Origin of the sequence: Massilia sp. WG5 (assembly GCF_001412595.2) — a bacterium.
GTDB lineage: Bacteria > Pseudomonadota > Gammaproteobacteria > Burkholderiales > Burkholderiaceae_D > Telluria.
The window spans coordinates 1,957,910-1,972,771 of the sequence record NZ_CP012640.2 but is presented as its reverse complement, the minus strand read 5'-3'; the positions used below and the strand labels follow the sequence as shown (position 1 = coordinate 1,972,771).

Below are 14,862 nucleotides of genomic sequence, written 5' to 3'. Positions count from 1 at the left end.
CCATGAAGCGCATCGTCCTGTTTATTGCTACCAACCTCGCGGTCGTGCTGGTGCTGTCGATCGTGCTCAACGTGCTCGGCGTCGGCCGCGCGGTGAGCGCGAACGGCATCAATCTCGGTGCGCTGCTGGTGTTTTCGCTGGTGGTCGGCTTCACCGGCGCGATCATCTCCCTGCTGATGAGCAAGCCGATGGCCAAGTGGACCACCGGCGCGCGCGTGATCGAACAGCCGGCCAACGGCAGCGAAGCCTGGCTGCTGAACACCGTGCGTTCGCTGGCCGAGCGGGCCGGCATCGCGATGCCGGAAGTCGCGGTCTACGAGGGCGAGCCGAATGCCTTCGCCACCGGCGCCTTCAAGAATTCCTCGCTGGTGGCGGTGTCCACCGGCCTGCTGGCCAGCATGAACCATGAAGAAATCGAGGCCGTGCTCGGCCACGAGATCGCCCACGTCGCGAATGGCGACATGGTCACGCTGACCCTGATCCAGGGCGTGGTCAACACCTTTGTCGTGTTCCTGGCGCGGGTGGTCGGCTTCTTCGTCGACAGCATGCTGCGCCGGGGCGAGAGCGACCGCGGCCCCGGCATCGGCTACGCCGTCACCGTGTTCGTCTGCCAGATCGTGTTCGGGCTGCTGGCCTCGATCATCGTCGCCTGGTTCTCGCGCCAGCGCGAGTTCCGCGCCGACGCCGGCTCGGCGCGCCTCCTGAACAGCCCGCTGCCGATGCAGCACGCGCTGATGCGCCTCGGCGGCATGCAGTCGGGCGGCCTGCCGCAGTCGATGGCGGCGTCCGGCATCGCCGGCGACGGCGGCGGCTGGGGCGCCCTGTTCGCCACCCACCCGCCGATGGAGGAGCGCATCGCGGCCCTGCAGACTCTGCGCCAGCCGGGGTTTGCACGATGACCCAATACTTCGAGATCCATCACGAGAACCCGCAGCCCCGCCTGATCCGCCAGGCGGCCCAGATCATCCAGTCGGGCGGCATCGGTGCCGTGCCGACCGATTCGGCCTATGCCCTGGTCTGCCGCCTCGACGACAAGGGCGCGGTCGAGAAGCTGCGCCGGATCCGCGGCGTCGACGAGAAGCACCACCTGACCCTGCTGGTGCGCGACCTGTCCGAGATCTCCGTCTATGCGCGGGTCGACAACCGCCAGTACCGGGTCCTGAAGGCGGTCACGCCCGGCCCCTATACCGTGATCCTGGACGCCACCCACGAAGTGCCGCGCCGCCTGTCGCACCCGTCGCGCAAGACGATCGGCATCCGCGTGCCCGAAAACGCGATCCTGCTGGCGCTGCTGGACGAGCTGGGCGAGCCGCTGATCGGCACGACCCTGCAGCTGCTCGGCGACGAGCACATGCTGTCCGATCCGGAAGAAGTGCGCGAGCGTATCGGCAAGCAGCTCGACCTGGTGATCGACGGCGGCGCCGGCACCCTCGAGCCCACCACCATCGTCGACCTGACCGGTCCGGAGCCCGTGCTGCTGCGGGCGGGCCGCGGCGATCCGGCCGTGTTCGGCCTGTAGTTGCCGGACGGCTGTTCTGCAGGGTCTGTTAGAATCCTTTTATGGATGAACTCATACGCAACCTTGCAGTCTATGCGCTGCCCGTTCTTTTTGCGATCACGATGCATAACGCCGCCCAGGCGTATGCCGCAAAATATTTCGGCGACATGACCCCGTTCGCGGCCGGACGCGTCACCACCAACCCGCTGGCCCACATCGATCCCTTCGGTACGGTGATCCTGCCGGTGATGCTGTACCTGACCACCGGCTTCGCCTTCGGCTACGCCAAGCCGCTGCCGATCGACTACGGCCGCCTGCGCAACCCGAAGCGCGACATGGCCTTCGTGGCCCTGGCCGGCACCGCCGCCAACTTCGGCATGGCGCTGCTGTGGCTGCTGCTCGGGATCTTCCTCGATTACTTCAATGTCACTGAACCTTTTCCGAACAAGGTTGCTCAAGCAGGTGTCCTGACCAATCTGGTGCTGCTGGCATTCAATCTGCTGCCGATTCCGCCGATGGACGGCGGCCGCATCGTCTTCAGCCTGCTGCCGAACAAGCTGGCGTACAAATATGCCCGCATCGAACCGTATGGCTTCTTTATCCTGCTGGGATTGATGCTGCTGAAACTGCTGGCTTACTGGGTGATTCCGATCGTGGCGGTGTCGCAGCTGCTGCTGCAGCTGATCGTCTATCCATTGAATTTCCTCCTGAGCTGATTTATGTTTCCCGACCGCGTCGTTTCCGGCATGCGCCCCACCGGGCTCATGCACCTTGGCCATTACCACGGAGCGCTGAAGAACTGGATCCGCATGCAGTCCGAGCTGCCCTGCCTGTTCTTCGTGGCCGACTGGCACGCCCTGACGACGCACTACGACGACCCGGGCATCATCGAAAAAAGCACCTGGGACATGGTGATCGACTGGCTCGCGGCCGGCATCGATCCGTCCCAGTCCACCATCTTCATCCAGTCGCGGGTGCCGGAGCACGCCGAGCTGCACCTGCTGCTGTCGATGGCCACGCCGCTGGGCTGGCTGGAGCGGGTGCCGACCTACAAGGACCAGATCGAGAACCTGGCCAACCGCGACCTGGCCACCTACGGCTTCCTCGGCTATCCGCTGCTGCAGGCGGCCGACGTGCTGATCTACCGCGCGACCCAGGTGCCGGTGGGCGAGGACCAGGTGCCGCACATCGAGATGATGCGGGAGATCGCACGGCGCTTCAATCACCTGTACGGCAAGGAGCCGGACTTCGAGCAGAAGGCGCTCGACGCCGTGAAAAAACTGGGCAGCAAGCGCGCCAGGCTCTACACCGGGCTGCGCACCGCCTACCGGCAGGACGGCGATGACGCCGCCCTGGAACAGGCGCGGGCGATGCTGGACGAAGCCGGCAGCCTGTCGAACATCGACCGCGAACGCCTGTTCGGCTACCTCGAAGGCGGCCACAGGATCATCCTGGTCGAGCCCCAGGTCAAGCTGACCGAAGCCTCGCGCCTGCCGGGCCTGGACGGCCGCAAGATGTCGAAGAGCTACGGCAATTCGGTCTCGCTGCGCGAGGATCCGGCTTCGGTCACGAAGAAGATCCGCACCATGCCGACCGACCCGGCGCGCGTGCGCAGGAGCGACGCGGGCGACCCGCTGAAGTGCCCGGTGTGGCAGCTGCACGAAGTGTATTCGGATGGCGCCACCAAGGATTGGGTCATGCAGGGCTGCACCAGCGCCGGCATCGGCTGCCTGGAGTGCAAGCAACCGGTGGTCGACGCCGTGCTGGCCGAGCAGGCGCCGATGCACGAACGTGCCCAGCAATACCTGGACGACCCCTCGCTGGTGCGCGCCATCGTCGCCGACGGCTGCGAGAAGGCGCGCCGGCTGGCCCAGGAAACCATGCGCGACGTGCGTGAGGCGATGGGCCTCGGGTACAGCTGATGCATAGCACGGACATCGTTTCTTCCTGGGTGGCGCGCTGGGCGCCGCTGGTGCCGCAGGCGCAGGGGCAAAGGCAGGTGCTGGACCTGGCCTGCGGCAGCGGCCGCCATGCGCGCCTGCTGGCGCGCCTAGGCCATGCGGTGACCGCCCTCGACCGCGATCCGCAGGCCCTGCTGGCGGCGGCGGGGGAGGGGATCGCCACCGTCCAGCTCGACCTCGAAGCGCCGGGCGCCGCCTGGCCCTTCGCGCCGGGCAGCCTGGCCGGCATCGTCGTCACGAATTACCTGCACCGGCCCCTGTTCGGCCATATCGCCGCGGCGCTGGCGCCGGACGGCGTGCTGATATATGAAACCTTCGCCCGCGGCAACGAAGTCTTCGGCAAGCCGTCGAACCCCGATTTCCTGCTGGCGCCGGGTGAGCTGCTCGGCCTGGCCGGACGCGGCGGCCTGCAGGTGCTGGCCTACGAGGATGGCGTGGTGGCAAAACCGAAGCCGGCGCGGGTGCAGCGCCTGTGCGCGGTGGGGCCGGACTTCGACCTTGGCTCAGCCCGGCTCGATTTGTAACCGGGCTGTAAATGTCCGATAAGCCGGCCATTTATCTGGGCAGGAATGAACCATAACCACTGGCTATCCAGTACAATCCAATTTTTATTTATCAACGGCACGGTCCACTGATTATGATTAAGGGCAGCATAGTAGCAATCGTCACTCCGATGTTTGAAGATGGCAGTCTGGACAAAGACAGCCTTCGCAAACTGATCGACTGGCATGTTGCGGAGGGCACGGACGGTATCGTCATCGTCGGTACGACCGGCGAATCCGCTACCGTCAGCCCGGAAGAGCACTGCGAACTGATCAAGCTGACGGTCGAGCACGTCGCTGGCCGTATCCCGGTGATCGCCGGGTCCGGCGGCAACTCGACCGCCGAAGCGATCGCACTCACCCGCCATGCCAAGGCCGTCGGCGCCGACGCCTCGCTGCAGGTGGTTCCGTATTACAACCGTCCGACCCAGGAAGGCATGTACCGGCACTTCAAGGCGATCGCGGAAGCGGTCGACCTGCCGGTGATCCTGTACAACGTGCCGGGCCGTACCGTGGCGGACATGAGCAACGAGACCGTGCTGCGCCTGGCGCCGGTCGACAATATCGTCGGCATCAAGGACGCGACCGGCAACATCGGCCGCGGCGCCGAGCTGCTGCGCGAGCTTGACCGTTCTTTCGCCGGCGGCAAGCCCTTCGGCGTGTATTCGGGCGACGACCCGACCGCGATGGCGCTGATGTTCATGGGCGGCGCCGGCAATATCTCGGTGACGGCCAACGTCGCGCCGCGCGCCATGCACGAGCTGTGCGAGGCGGCGATGGCGGGGCAGGTCAGCCGTGCGGTCGAGATCAATAACCGCGTGCTGTCCCTGCATGCCAAGCTGTTCGTAGAACCGAATCCGGTCCCGGTCAAATGGGCGCTGGCTGAAATGGGCAAGATGCCGTCGGGCCTGCGCCTGCCGCTGGCGCCCTTGTCCGCGCAATACCACGACACCGTCCGCGCTGCCCTGCGCGAATCCGGCGTCCTTTGATAGCTTCAGACTCAGAACGACATGATGAATCGCAAGTTCAAGACTCACCACGCGACCCGCACGGTCGCCCTGGCCGCCCTCGCACTCAGCCTGGCGGCGTGCACGACCGTGTTCGAATCGGACAAGGTGGACTACCGTTCGGCCAAGAAAGCTGCGCCGCTGGACATCCCGCCGGACCTGACCCAGCTCCAGAAAGACAACCGTTACGCCGTGCCTGATGGCCGCGGCGTCGCCACCGCCTCCGGCTTCCAGCAGGCGCGCGGCACCCAGGCAGCGCCGGCCGCCGCCGGCGGTCCGGTGGCTCCGGTCTCGAGCGAGGCCGTGCGCATCGAGCGCGCCGGCGACTCGCGCTGGCTGGTGGTCAAGGAGCCCCCGGAACAGCTGTGGCCGCAACTGCAGGCCTTCTGGCCGAGCGTCGGCTTCACGGTGGAAACCGAGAACCCGCAGACCGGCATCATGGAAACCAACTGGTCCGAGAACCGCGCCAAGATCCCGCAGGACATCATCCGCCGCACCATCGGCAAGGTGTTCGATTCGGCCTACGACAGCGGTCAGCGCGACAAGTTCCGCACCCGCCTGGAGCGCCGCGCGGACGGCTCGACCGAGATCTACATCAGCCACCGCGGCGCCGAGGAAGTGCTGGTCGGCCCGCAGCGCGAGACCACGCAATGGGTCGGCCGCAAGAGCGATCCGGAACTGGAAGCCGAATTCCTGGGCCGCCTGATGGCCCAGTTGAACGGCAGCACCTCCGCCAAGGACGTCAAGCAGGCGACCGCCGCCGTCGTCAACGCCGCGCCGGAAGTCCAGCACGCCAAGCTGGAAAACGGCAAGGTCGTGGTGGACGAGGGCTTCGACCGCGCATGGCGCCGTGTCGGCCTGGCGCTGGACCGCGTCGGCTTCACCGTCGAAGACCGCGACCGCGTGCAGGGCATCTACTTCGTGCGCTACGTCGATCCGGACGCCGTCAACAAGGCCGGCTTCTTCAGCAAGCTGTTCGGCAGCGACGACAAGAACAAGGAAGCCCAGCGCTACCGCGTCCTGGTCTCGGCGGTCCCGAACGCGACCACCAGCGACGTCAGCGTCCAGACCAACGACGGCAAGCCGGAGACCTCGGCAACCGGCGCGAAGATCCTGAAGCTGCTGGCGGACGAGCTGAAGTAAGCGGCGGCATCGCCAATACAAAACCGGCCCGCGCGGCCGGTTTTTTTTACGCCCCCGCTTGCTGCTCCGGGTACGGACGTAAAAAAACCGGCCCGCAGGCCGGTTTTTCTAAAGCAGGGCTGATTACTTCGAAGCAGCCGGAGCAGCAGCAGCCGAAGCAGCGTCAGCAGCAGCCGAAGCAGCCGAAGCAGCAGCCGAAGCAGCCGAAGCGGCAGCGTCAGCAGCGGCCGGAGCGGCCGGGGTTGCAGCAGCGTCAGCAGCCGGAGCGGCCGGAGCAGCAGCCGGAGCGGTGGTTTCAGCAGCCGGAGCTGCCGGGGTCACGGTGGTTTCTTCTTTTTTCGAGCAGGCAGCCAGAGCAACAGCCAGCAGGGACACGATCAGCAGAGATTTTTTCATGATTTTTCCTTAATTAACTTAAAAGGTGAGTACGTCTAATGCGATGAATAATTACCGGTAATTATCGCTCGTTAGGAATTCTCATTGCAGAACCTTCCTAACCCGATATTATAGCCAAATTTATTGAATCGCAATAGAAAACTCATGCCAACTTGCAACGATTGCATGTAACAACAACATTCATATTGTTACAACATGTAACTATGGAATCGGGGCATTGTTTCATAGGGAAATCAGGCATCAAAGGCCGGTCGTGGTGGCGTGTAAACCCGGCGCCGACTCTTCCCAGATCGCCACAAAACGCGCACGCGGAATGTCGATTTCTTGCAGTGCATCAAACGCCGCTTCACCCCGCAAGTGGTCGCTGTGAAAGCGCCGGACCAGGTGCCGATCGTCTGCGATGCAGAAGGAATCGGTGAGCTGGCGGATGCCGCGATGCGTGACACGGCAGGCGATCCGCTGGCCATGGTCGCGCAGCAGGCGCAGGAAGCGCGGGTAGTGGCGCTCAATGTGGGCGCTGTCGTGCATCGCCAGGCGCAGCAGGCCGCCGCCTTGCAGGAAACGGCGCAGGATGGCGTCGACGTCCGGATCGCCCAGCGGGAACATGGCGAAATCCGGATCGAACAGGTCGAGCGAGGCCTGCGCCCGTTCCAGTGCCGCGCGCAGATGCCGCTGGAACTCGGCGCGGGTGTCGAAACGCAGGATCGTCGGCTCGGCCATGCGACGCTCAGCCCAGTTCCAGCCAGCCGTCCGAATACCAGGTGTAGAGCGCTTCCAGCACGTCATCGGAAGCCTGCTCCAGCATGCCGCCGTCGAGGCTGCGCTGGTTGGCCAGCTGGTCGAGCACCGCCTTGTCGGCGCGCTTCAGCTCGAAAGACTCGCCATTGATGAACACGTGCCTGCCGCGGTACAGCATCAGCGTTTTCGGCGACAGCTTCAGGCCGCGCTTGGCGGCCTGTTCCATGAAGCGGCCCACGGTCAGCGGCTTGGCGACCGGGGTGAAGAACACATTGTGCTTGGGCTCGGACAGGTATTCGCCGAGGAAGATCGTGACGTCTTCCTCGTCCCAGCGCACCTTGTTCAATTCTTCGATGACACTGGCGAGCATTTCCTTGGGGATCTCGGCCGGGTTCTTCGCCGGCTGCAGGTCCGGATCGGCATAGCGGCCCGGCAGGTCGATGGAGTCGGCCATGAACTGCAGGAAGCCTTCGCCCAGTTCCTGGAAGGAGGGCGAGCGGAAGCCGATCGAATAGGTCATGCATTCGCTCTCGGCGATGCCGTCGTGGGCGTAGTGCGGCGGCAGGTAGAGCATGTCGCCCGGCTCGAGCACGAATTCCTCTTCCGGTTCGAAGTTGGCGAGGATCTTCAGCGGCAAGCCCTCGACCAGGCTCAGGTCCTGCTGGGCGCCGATGCGCCAGCGGCGCCGGCCCTGGGCCTGCAGCAGGAACACGTCGTAGGAATCGAAGTGCGGGCCGACGCCGCCGCCGTCGGTGGCGAAGCTGACCATCAGGTCGTCCAGGCGCGCGTCCGGCACGAAGCGGAATTCGCGCAGCAGGGCGTCGGCTTTCGGCTCATGCAGGTTGACGCCCTGCACCAGCAGGGTCCATTCGCGCTGGCTGCGCGGCGGCAGTTCCTGCAGCGGGCCGTGCTGCATGTCCCACTCGCTGCCGGTCTGGGCGACCACGCGCGATTCGACGTGGTTCAGCCTGGCCAGCTCGGCCAGCTTGTCGAACTTGAGCAGGGGTTTGAAATCGGGGATCGCCTGCCGGATCAGCAGCGGCTTCTTGTGCCAGTAATCGCGGAGAAACTGGGCGGGAGTGATGTTCCCGAGGAGCTGTAATTTTTTCATGCGACATTATAACCAGCCGCTGGAGGGCTTCGGCGTTGGCGGGAGTATAATCGGCGCCTCAATTACGAAAGGAAGCGCAATGAAGATTGCCCAGAACACGGTCGTATCGGTCAACTACAAGCTGTCCGACGCCCAGAACAACCTGATCGAAGACGGCGCCCAGCCGATGGTGTACCTGCACGGCGGCTACGAGAATACGCTGCCGAAAATCGAAGAGGAACTGGACGGTAAGGAAGTGGGCTATTCGTCGACCATCCAGATCGAGCCGGAAGACGCCTTCGGCGACTACGACCCGAGCCTGCTGAAGGTCGAAGAGCGTTCGCGCCTGCCGGAGCCGCTGGAAGTCGGCATGCAGTTCGAAGGCATGGCCGAAGGCAGCGAAGACGAACCGACGATCTTCACCGTGACCGAAATCTCGGACGACAAGGTCGTGCTCGACGGTAACCACCCGCTGGCCGGCATGGCCCTGCGCTTCGACCTGTCGGTGATCGACGTGCGCGCCGCGACCCCGGAAGAGATCACCCACGGTCACGTGCATGGCGCCCACGGCCACCACCACGACGACATGGATGACGGCGAAGAAGGCGACCATTTCCGCAGCCAGCCGCTGAACTGATCGCGCCGCTTTACTGACGGGCCGCCATGGGCGGCCCGTGCTCATTTGCGCGCTTCCAATTGGTCATTTGACCGCTTTTGGATGGCGCGTCTCTTCCTGTTTTTCCTGTTTGTCCTGCTTTTCCTGTTTCTCCGGCCTGGCTTTCGCGCCCGCCTCGTTCACCTCGGCCACCCGGAACAGGGCCTTCAGCGCCGGATCCACCGCGACCTCGATTTCCTCATCCCCGACCGATAGATGGCCCAGGTTGCCGCGCCATTCGATCGCCGGCTTCGCATGCCTGGCCAGCGGCGCGCTGTCGACCAGCAGCACCTTGCCCTTGAAGCGCTGCGCCAGCGACAGCACCAGGCGGCGCGTCTCGGCAAAACCGTCGTTGTCCGGCACCGCGCGACGCAGCAGGGCGCGCAGCCCGGTCGGCTGCGACAGCGCCCGCAGGTCGCCTTCGGCAAACAGCACGATCGCTTCCAGATTGTCGCGCCGCGCGATGGTGAATAAGCGGTTCAGCCAGAAGCGGTTGGCCACCAGCCGGTCTTCGTACTCGCTGTTGCGGCCCGCTTCCGTCAGGTAGTGGTTGTTGTTGGCCGGGAGGTTGAGCGCGGAATACAGCACCTTGCCGACCGACCAGTGGGCATTCTCCGCATAGCTGCGAAAGCGCGGGCTCATCGACTGGCGCGTGAGGGGCAGCTTGCGCGCGCCCAGCGATTGCGGTTCGCCGTAGAACAGTTCGCGCAGCCGGTTCAGGCGTTCGATCGCGTTCGAGCGGCCGGCGCTGTTGCGGCACTCGGTCCAGTCGCTGGCGGCCGGCACCACCACCGTGGGGCGGTGCGCGTCGCCGATCAGCTCGCGGCGCTGCTGGTACAGCTTGTCGCTGCAGGCTTCCTTGCTGCCCTTGATGCCGGTGACCACCACGAAGGCGGTCGACTTGTCGTCGGCCTCGTCGAGGGCGTGCTTGAGGCGCAGTTCGCCGCTGTCGCCCACGCCGTGTCCGACCACCGCGAACCGGTGCGCCAGACCGTCACCCGAGTCCTTCGTGTCCCTGGCATCCTTGGCGTCCTTTGCCGCGAGGGCGCCGCCCGACACCAGCACGGCGGCGAGCAGGATGCCCAGGCGCAGGCGGGCCGGCATTATGCGCTGGCCAGGCGCTTGAGCTCGTACAGCCGCTCGAGCGCTTCGCGCGGGGTCAGCGCATCCGGGTCGATGGCATCCAGCAGGGTGAGCGCCGGCGATTCGGCGGCTGCCGGCACCGCGGCGGCGGCCTGCGGCGCTTGCGCCGGCCGGTCCTGCGGCAGCTCCTGCGAAGTCCCGGCATCGTCGCACGGCGCCGCCGCGAACAGGTCCAGCTGGGGCGTGGCGTCCAGGGCCTGCGATTCAAGCCGCGCCAGGTGCTTGCGCGCGGCGCGGATCACCGCCGGCGGCACGCCGGCCAGCTGCGCCACCTGCAGGCCGTAGCTCTGCGAGGCCGGGCCGTCCTGGACCGCGTGCAGGAACACGATGCTGTCCTTGTGCTCGACCGCCGACAGGTGCACGTTGGCCGCGCTCGGGTGGGCGTCCGGCAGCTGGGTCAGCTCGAAGTAGTGGGTCGCGAACAGGGTGAAGCTGCGGCTGGTGTCGATCAGGTGGCGCGCGATCGCCCAGGCCAGGGCCAGGCCGTCGAAGGTCGAGGTGCCGCGTCCGACTTCGTCCATCAGCACCAGCGAATGCTCGGTGGCGCCGTTCAGGATCGCCGCCGATTCCGTCATCTCGACCATGAAGGTGGAGCGGCCGTTGGCCAGGTCGTCGGACGCGCCGATGCGGGTGAAGATGCGGTCGATCGGACCGATCGTCGCGCTGGTCGCCGGCACATAGCTGCCCACGTAGGCCAGCAGCGTGATCAGGGCCACCTGGCGCATGAAGGTCGATTTACCGCCCATGTTCGGGCCGGTGATCAGGAGCAGGCGCTTGTCGTTCGAGAGGCGGCAGTCGTTGGCGATGAAGCGCTCGATCTGGTTCTCGACCACCGGATGGCGGCCCTCGACGATGGTGAGGCAGGGCGCGTCCACCAGCTGCGGGCGGCACCAGTTGTTGCGGACCGCATGCGCGGTCAGCGCCACCAGCGCGTCGATCCGGGCGATGCCGCCGGCGACCCTTTGCAGGCAGGCGATATGCGGCGCCAGTTCGCCCAGCAGCAGGTCGTACAGCAGCTTCTCGCGCGCCAGCGCACGGTCCTGCGCCGACAGGGCCTTGTCTTCGAAAGCCTTGAGCTCCGGCGTGATGTAGCGCTCGCAGTTCTTCAGGGTCTGGCGGCGGCGGTAGTCCTCGGGCACCTTGTCGGCCTGGCCGTTGGTGACCTCGATGTAGAAGCCGTGCACCTTGTTGTACTCGACGCGCAGGTTGGCGATGCCGGTGCGGGCGCGCTCGCGGGTCTCGAGGTCGACCAGGAACTGGCCGGCGTTCTCGGACAGCGCGCGCAGCTCGTCCAGCTCGGCGTCGAAGCCGCGCGCGAACACGCCGCCGTCGCGTACCATGGCCGCCGGCTCTTCCGCGATCGCGCGCGCCAGCAGGTCCAGGCAGTCCTGCGGAATCGCGATCGCTTCATGGATGTCGCGCAGCAGGGCGCGGTCAGCTGATCCTTCGCCGGGGATGAAGCAGCTTGCCACGCCTTCGCGCAGGACCGGCAGCTGTTTCAGGCCGTCGCGCAGGCTGGCCAGGTCGCGCGGGCGCGCGGTCAGCAGGGCGATGCGGGTGGTGATGCGCTCGACGTCCGGCACGTGCGCCAGCGTGGCGGACAGCGGGGCGCAGGCATCGTGTTCGGCCAGCGCGGCGATCGCCTCGTGGCGGCCGCGCGCCACCGACTGCTCGCGCCGGGCGTGGTGGATCCAGTGGCGCAGCAGGCGCGAACCCATCGCGGTGCGGCAGCCGTCCAGCAGCGAAAACAGGGTCGGCGATTCCATCCCGCGGATGGTCTCGGTCAGCTCGAGGTTGCGGCGCGTGGCGGCGTCCAGGCCGATGAATTCGTTCTCCGATTCGACCGCCAGGCTCTTCACGTGCTGCAGGCCGCGACCCTGGGTCGACTGGGCGTAGCGCAGCAGCGCGCCGGCCGCGCCGAAGGCGGCGCCGAGGCCGTCCGCGCCGAAGCCGCTCAGGGTCGACACGCCCAGCTGGTCGAGCAGCGCCTTGTGGCCGTGCACGACCTCGAAGTGCCACTCGGGCACGTTCTGCATGTGGCCGGCCGGGGCCTCGTCGAACATGTCGGCAATGGCGTCCGCGCGCAGGATCTCGGCCGGCGCGATGCGCTCCAGCTCCTGCACCAGGCGCAGGGCGGCGCTCCGCGAGTCGGCCGTGAATTCCATCAGCTTCAGCGCGCCGCTGGCCAGCGACAGCCAGGCCAGGCCGGTGGTCACATGCTTGCGGTTCGGGACCGTGCACACGGCCAGCAGCGGACGCTCGGCCTTCTCCGGCAGCAGGTCCGAATCGGTGAGGGTGCCGGGCGTGACCACGCGCACCACCTTGCGTTCGACCGGGCCCTTGGCCAGGGCCGGGTCGCCGATCTGTTCGCAGATCGCGCAGGACTCGCCCAGCTTCACCAGCTTGGCCAGGTAGGGGTCGAGCGAGTGGAAAGGCACGCCCGCCATCTTGATCGGATTGCCGTTCGAGGTGCCGCGCGCCGTCAGCGTGATGCCCAGGATGCGTGCGGCCTTCTCGGCGTCTTCGAAGAACAGCTCGTAGAAGTCGCCCATGCGGTAGAAGACGAGCATGGTCGGGTAATCCGCTTTGATGCGCAGGTACTGTTGCATCATGGGGGTGTGCTTTTCGGCGGTGGCAAGGGCCTTGGCCGCGGCGGCGTTGATTTCGTGTGGAACGTTCATGGCTTGGCAATCGGAAGCCCGGCAGGGGGCCGGGCTCGGGTTGCCATTTTACCGCGTTGGGGCTCGGCGGGGCGAGGAATGGGATGGTTTGAAAACAGTGGGCTTCGCTGTCAGCACGCGCGCCGCCACGCCGGCTTCACCAGCACCCGCAGCGCCGTCGCCAGGTCGACCTGCTGGTGCTGCAGCGCCTGGGCCGCCGCGTGGACGCTGCGGGCGCGCAGGGCGTCGCGGATCTTCTGCGCGGTCTGGTGGTCGCTGCGGCGCTCGCCCAGGCTGTCCTGGCGCTTGTCGGCGGCGGGGCGGTGATCGTCGATCCATTGGTAGCTCATATCGTCCTCCGTTGTTGAAATTTCATGATCGTCCCTTGCCGGTCTGGCAACTTGGTGAACGTCAACGCAGAGGGAGAGCTGGAGCAACTGCGTCCTGGCCGGCAAGGCCGGCGCAGGACAGAGAGGGGACAGGACAGGAAGCTTGATTCATCCGGTGGCCGTGGGGCCGGAATCCCTTCTGCGCATGACCGGACCGGTTTCTTCCCTGGTGCCCGTCAGGACGCGCAAGGCCACCTGCACATCGACCTGCAAGTGTTCCATGGCCATGGCGGCGGCCTGGACGCTGTCCGCGCGCAGCGCGTCGCCGATGTCGCTGGCGGTCCGGTCGTCGATGCGCCGCTCGAAGGGGCGCTTGCCGGCGTGGTGTCGAGGATGAACGGTTCGCAGGTAGCTCATGAATGCCTCCATTGGTGAAGTAAGGGCATCATCGCGCATTTGCGACTGGGAAATTTAGTTGGCGTCAAGAAAGGTTACGACAGCCTTGCATGGGCCAGGACGATCCATGCCACCGTAATGACCAGCATGCCCGTCAGGGTCACGCAGGTCCAGGTGAAGAACCAGGCGGACAGCAGGCCGGCCTGCAGCACTTTTTCGAACAGCACGCCGAGCGCGAAGTCGAAGGCGGTCAGGAAGGACCAGCGCCGCAGGTAGACCGGCAGGTAGCGGCTCATCTTGCGGTTGTGCTGGAAGGCGGCGTGGCGTTCGATGCGCGTGCGGGCCGCGCCGACGTCGCGGAACAGCCAGTCGAAGAACAGGAAGCGGTACCACAAGCGCCAGAAAGACAGTTCCGAGGTGTTGCCTTGCGTCGGCTTTTCCTTGTGATCCTTGTCAATTGTCATGATCTCACCGATTGTCAAATGGCATCGTCAATCGATCGCCAGAACGATGTCGTGACCGCCCATCCTACGTCATGAGCCGTCTCGAGCATGTGCGATGGCTAACCGAGTCGTCCTCATTTAACGGGAAGGGAGGAGAGCATGAGCAAGACCTGGATCAAGGCCGCGCTGTCGGCGATGTCGGTACTTGTGGGAGCGGCCTGTGCCGTGGCGCAGGCGGGCGTGATCGCGAGCGACGCGACGCCCGGCTGGTTCGACGGCGACAGCGGCGACCGCATCCTGCACATTGGCGAGCACGGCATCGTCGGCAGCCTCGTCCTCAGCATTGATTTTGCCAAGTGCAACGACCCGGGCGTGGGCGAGGACGGCCAGTGCATCGACAACACCGGTTCCTTCGACAACGAGATCTTTTTTCGCCTGACATCGCCGACCGGCGCCACGGTCAGCCTGGTCGATCCATGGACCTATGCCGGCGCCAGTGTCGGCGCGGGGCGGGTGACGGTGCGCTTCGACGATGCGGCCGGCTGGCAGGTCGGCAGCTTCGTTTTCAGCGACGGCAATGTCGCGGCCGGCAGCTTCCAGCCGATCGAGGCGCTGGCGGGCTTGAAAGGACGCGATATGTTCGGCGACTGGAAGCTGCTGGTGGGGGATACCGGCTATGGGGATCCGCTGCAGTACTTCGGGGCGACGCTGGAGGTGACGAGCGGCGGGGCGGTGGTGGCGGAGCCCGGGATGGTGGTGATGATGGGGATCGGATTGCTGGCGGTGGGGGCTTCGCTGGGGCGGCGGCGCGGGCCAATGAAAAAGGGCGCCGAGTGGCGCCCTTCTTCATTCAAGGCCGGA

At 66.0% G+C, this 14,862-nt stretch carries 17 protein-coding genes; 8 read left to right on the top strand and 9 right to left on the bottom strand.

Annotation, left to right across the window (positions count from 1 at the left end):
* Positions 1-2: 2 nt before the first annotated feature.
* The 7 genes from htpX to bamC all read left to right on the top strand — a co-directional run bounded on the left by htpX (position 3) and on the right by bamC (position 6,151).
* Complete coding sequence (gene htpX / locus AM586_RS08780; protein WP_047823757.1) at positions 3-899, top strand: protease HtpX; 897 nt, start codon at positions 3-5, stop codon at positions 897-899.
* The gene (locus AM586_RS08775; RefSeq protein ID WP_047823759.1) at positions 896-1,519 is read left to right on the top strand and encodes an L-threonylcarbamoyladenylate synthase; all 624 of its coding nucleotides are present in this window, start codon (positions 896-898) and stop codon (positions 1,517-1,519) included. The genes htpX and AM586_RS08775 overlap by 4 nt, the downstream gene beginning before the upstream one ends.
* A gap of 41 nt (positions 1,520-1,560) precedes the next feature.
* The gene (locus AM586_RS08770; protein WP_047823761.1) at positions 1,561-2,214 is read left to right on the top strand and encodes a site-2 protease family protein; all 654 of its coding nucleotides are present in this window, start codon (positions 1,561-1,563) and stop codon (positions 2,212-2,214) included.
* A 3-nt stretch (positions 2,215-2,217) separates the two neighbouring features.
* The gene (locus AM586_RS08765) at positions 2,218-3,420 is read left to right on the top strand and encodes a tryptophan--tRNA ligase (protein WP_047823763.1); all 1,203 of its coding nucleotides are present in this window, start codon (positions 2,218-2,220) and stop codon (positions 3,418-3,420) included.
* Positions 3,420-3,983, top strand: coding sequence for a bifunctional 2-polyprenyl-6-hydroxyphenol methylase/3-demethylubiquinol 3-O-methyltransferase UbiG (locus AM586_RS08760; protein WP_047823766.1), 564 nt, complete (start codon positions 3,420-3,422; stop codon positions 3,981-3,983). The genes AM586_RS08765 and AM586_RS08760 overlap by 1 nt, the downstream gene beginning before the upstream one ends.
* A 113-nt stretch (positions 3,984-4,096) precedes the next feature.
* Entirely contained in the window at positions 4,097-4,990 is an 894-nt protein-coding gene (gene dapA / locus AM586_RS08755) for a 4-hydroxy-tetrahydrodipicolinate synthase (RefSeq protein ID WP_047823767.1), read from the top strand.
* 24 nt (positions 4,991-5,014) lie between these two features.
* The gene (gene bamC / locus AM586_RS08750) at positions 5,015-6,151 is read left to right on the top strand and encodes an outer membrane protein assembly factor BamC (protein ID WP_109370560.1); all 1,137 of its coding nucleotides are present in this window, start codon (positions 5,015-5,017) and stop codon (positions 6,149-6,151) included.
* Positions 6,152-6,274: 123 nt separating this feature from the next.
* Here bamC and AM586_RS08745 read toward each other — a convergent pair whose 3' ends face one another.
* From AM586_RS08745 to AM586_RS08735, 3 genes are all read right to left on the bottom strand, one after another.
* Complete coding sequence (locus AM586_RS08745; protein ID WP_082439717.1) at positions 6,275-6,547, bottom strand: hypothetical protein; 273 nt, start codon at positions 6,545-6,547, stop codon at positions 6,275-6,277.
* A gap of 240 nt (positions 6,548-6,787) precedes the next feature.
* A complete protein-coding gene (locus AM586_RS08740; RefSeq protein ID WP_047823771.1) occupies positions 6,788-7,267 on the bottom strand; it encodes a hypothetical protein in 480 nt (159 codons plus the stop codon).
* Between the two features lie 7 nt (positions 7,268-7,274).
* Positions 7,275-8,396: a cupin domain-containing protein gene (locus AM586_RS08735; RefSeq protein ID WP_047823772.1), complete on the bottom strand. Its 1,122-nt coding sequence runs from the start codon at positions 8,394-8,396 to the stop codon at positions 7,275-7,277.
* A gap of 79 nt (positions 8,397-8,475) precedes the next feature.
* Between AM586_RS08735 and AM586_RS08730 the strand changes: the two genes are divergently transcribed.
* The gene (locus tag AM586_RS08730; RefSeq protein WP_047823774.1) at positions 8,476-9,012 is read left to right on the top strand and encodes a peptidylprolyl isomerase; all 537 of its coding nucleotides are present in this window, start codon (positions 8,476-8,478) and stop codon (positions 9,010-9,012) included.
* Between the two features lie 63 nt (positions 9,013-9,075).
* On the opposite strand, the gene AM586_RS08725 is transcribed toward AM586_RS08730, so the two are convergent.
* The 6 genes from AM586_RS08725 to AM586_RS08695 form a co-directional block, all read right to left on the bottom strand.
* A complete protein-coding gene (locus tag AM586_RS08725) occupies positions 9,076-10,134 on the bottom strand; it encodes a hypothetical protein (RefSeq protein ID WP_197416396.1) in 1,059 nt (352 codons plus the stop codon).
* A complete protein-coding gene (gene mutS, locus AM586_RS08720) occupies positions 10,134-12,854 on the bottom strand; it encodes a DNA mismatch repair protein MutS (protein WP_047823776.1) in 2,721 nt (906 codons plus the stop codon). The genes AM586_RS08725 and mutS overlap by 1 nt, the downstream gene beginning before the upstream one ends.
* Before the next feature lie 110 nt (positions 12,855-12,964).
* The gene (locus tag AM586_RS08715) at positions 12,965-13,183 is read right to left on the bottom strand and encodes a hypothetical protein (RefSeq protein WP_047823778.1); all 219 of its coding nucleotides are present in this window, start codon (positions 13,181-13,183) and stop codon (positions 12,965-12,967) included.
* Between the two features lie 147 nt (positions 13,184-13,330).
* A complete protein-coding gene (locus AM586_RS08710; RefSeq protein WP_047823780.1) occupies positions 13,331-13,579 on the bottom strand; it encodes a hypothetical protein in 249 nt (82 codons plus the stop codon).
* A gap of 74 nt (positions 13,580-13,653) precedes the next feature.
* A complete protein-coding gene (locus AM586_RS08705; RefSeq protein WP_047823781.1) occupies positions 13,654-14,022 on the bottom strand; it encodes a hypothetical protein in 369 nt (122 codons plus the stop codon).
* A 653-nt stretch (positions 14,023-14,675) separates the two neighbouring features.
* On the bottom strand, positions 14,676-14,855 hold the full coding sequence (locus tag AM586_RS08695) for a hypothetical protein (protein ID WP_047823785.1): 180 nt from the start codon (positions 14,853-14,855) through the stop codon (positions 14,676-14,678).
* Positions 14,856-14,862 lie beyond the last annotated feature (7 nt).

Excerpts from the sequence above, each read along its gene's own strand:
- mutS (WP_047823776.1), bottom strand. The coding sequence starts at position 12,854 with ATGAACGTTCCACACGAAATCAACGCCGCCGCGGCCAAGGCCCTTGCC.
- htpX (WP_047823757.1), top strand. The coding sequence starts at position 3 with ATGAAGCGCATCGTCCTGTTTATTGCTACCAACCTCGCGGTCGTGCTG.
- AM586_RS08740 (WP_047823771.1), bottom strand. The coding sequence starts at position 7,267 with ATGGCCGAGCCGACGATCCTGCGTTTCGACACCCGCGCCGAGTTCCAG.
- AM586_RS08735 (WP_047823772.1), bottom strand. The coding sequence starts at position 8,396 with ATGAAAAAATTACAGCTCCTCGGGAACATCACTCCCGCCCAGTTTCTC.
- AM586_RS08775 (WP_047823759.1), top strand. The coding sequence starts at position 896 with ATGACCCAATACTTCGAGATCCATCACGAGAACCCGCAGCCCCGCCTG.
- AM586_RS08745 (WP_082439717.1), bottom strand. The coding sequence starts at position 6,547 with ATGAAAAAATCTCTGCTGATCGTGTCCCTGCTGGCTGTTGCTCTGGCT.
- AM586_RS08760 (WP_047823766.1), top strand. The coding sequence starts at position 3,420 with ATGCATAGCACGGACATCGTTTCTTCCTGGGTGGCGCGCTGGGCGCCG.
- AM586_RS08715 (WP_047823778.1), bottom strand. The coding sequence starts at position 13,183 with ATGAGCTACCAATGGATCGACGATCACCGCCCCGCCGCCGACAAGCGC.
- AM586_RS08730 (WP_047823774.1), top strand. The coding sequence starts at position 8,476 with ATGAAGATTGCCCAGAACACGGTCGTATCGGTCAACTACAAGCTGTCC.
- dapA (WP_047823767.1), top strand. The coding sequence starts at position 4,097 with ATGATTAAGGGCAGCATAGTAGCAATCGTCACTCCGATGTTTGAAGAT.
- AM586_RS08765 (WP_047823763.1), top strand. The coding sequence starts at position 2,218 with ATGTTTCCCGACCGCGTCGTTTCCGGCATGCGCCCCACCGGGCTCATG.
- bamC (WP_109370560.1), top strand. The coding sequence starts at position 5,015 with ATGAATCGCAAGTTCAAGACTCACCACGCGACCCGCACGGTCGCCCTG.
- AM586_RS08710 (WP_047823780.1), bottom strand. The coding sequence starts at position 13,579 with ATGAGCTACCTGCGAACCGTTCATCCTCGACACCACGCCGGCAAGCGC.
- AM586_RS08770 (WP_047823761.1), top strand. The coding sequence starts at position 1,561 with ATGGATGAACTCATACGCAACCTTGCAGTCTATGCGCTGCCCGTTCTT.
- AM586_RS08725 (WP_197416396.1), bottom strand. The coding sequence starts at position 10,134 with ATGCCGGCCCGCCTGCGCCTGGGCATCCTGCTCGCCGCCGTGCTGGTG.
- AM586_RS08705 (WP_047823781.1), bottom strand. The coding sequence starts at position 14,022 with ATGACAATTGACAAGGATCACAAGGAAAAGCCGACGCAAGGCAACACC.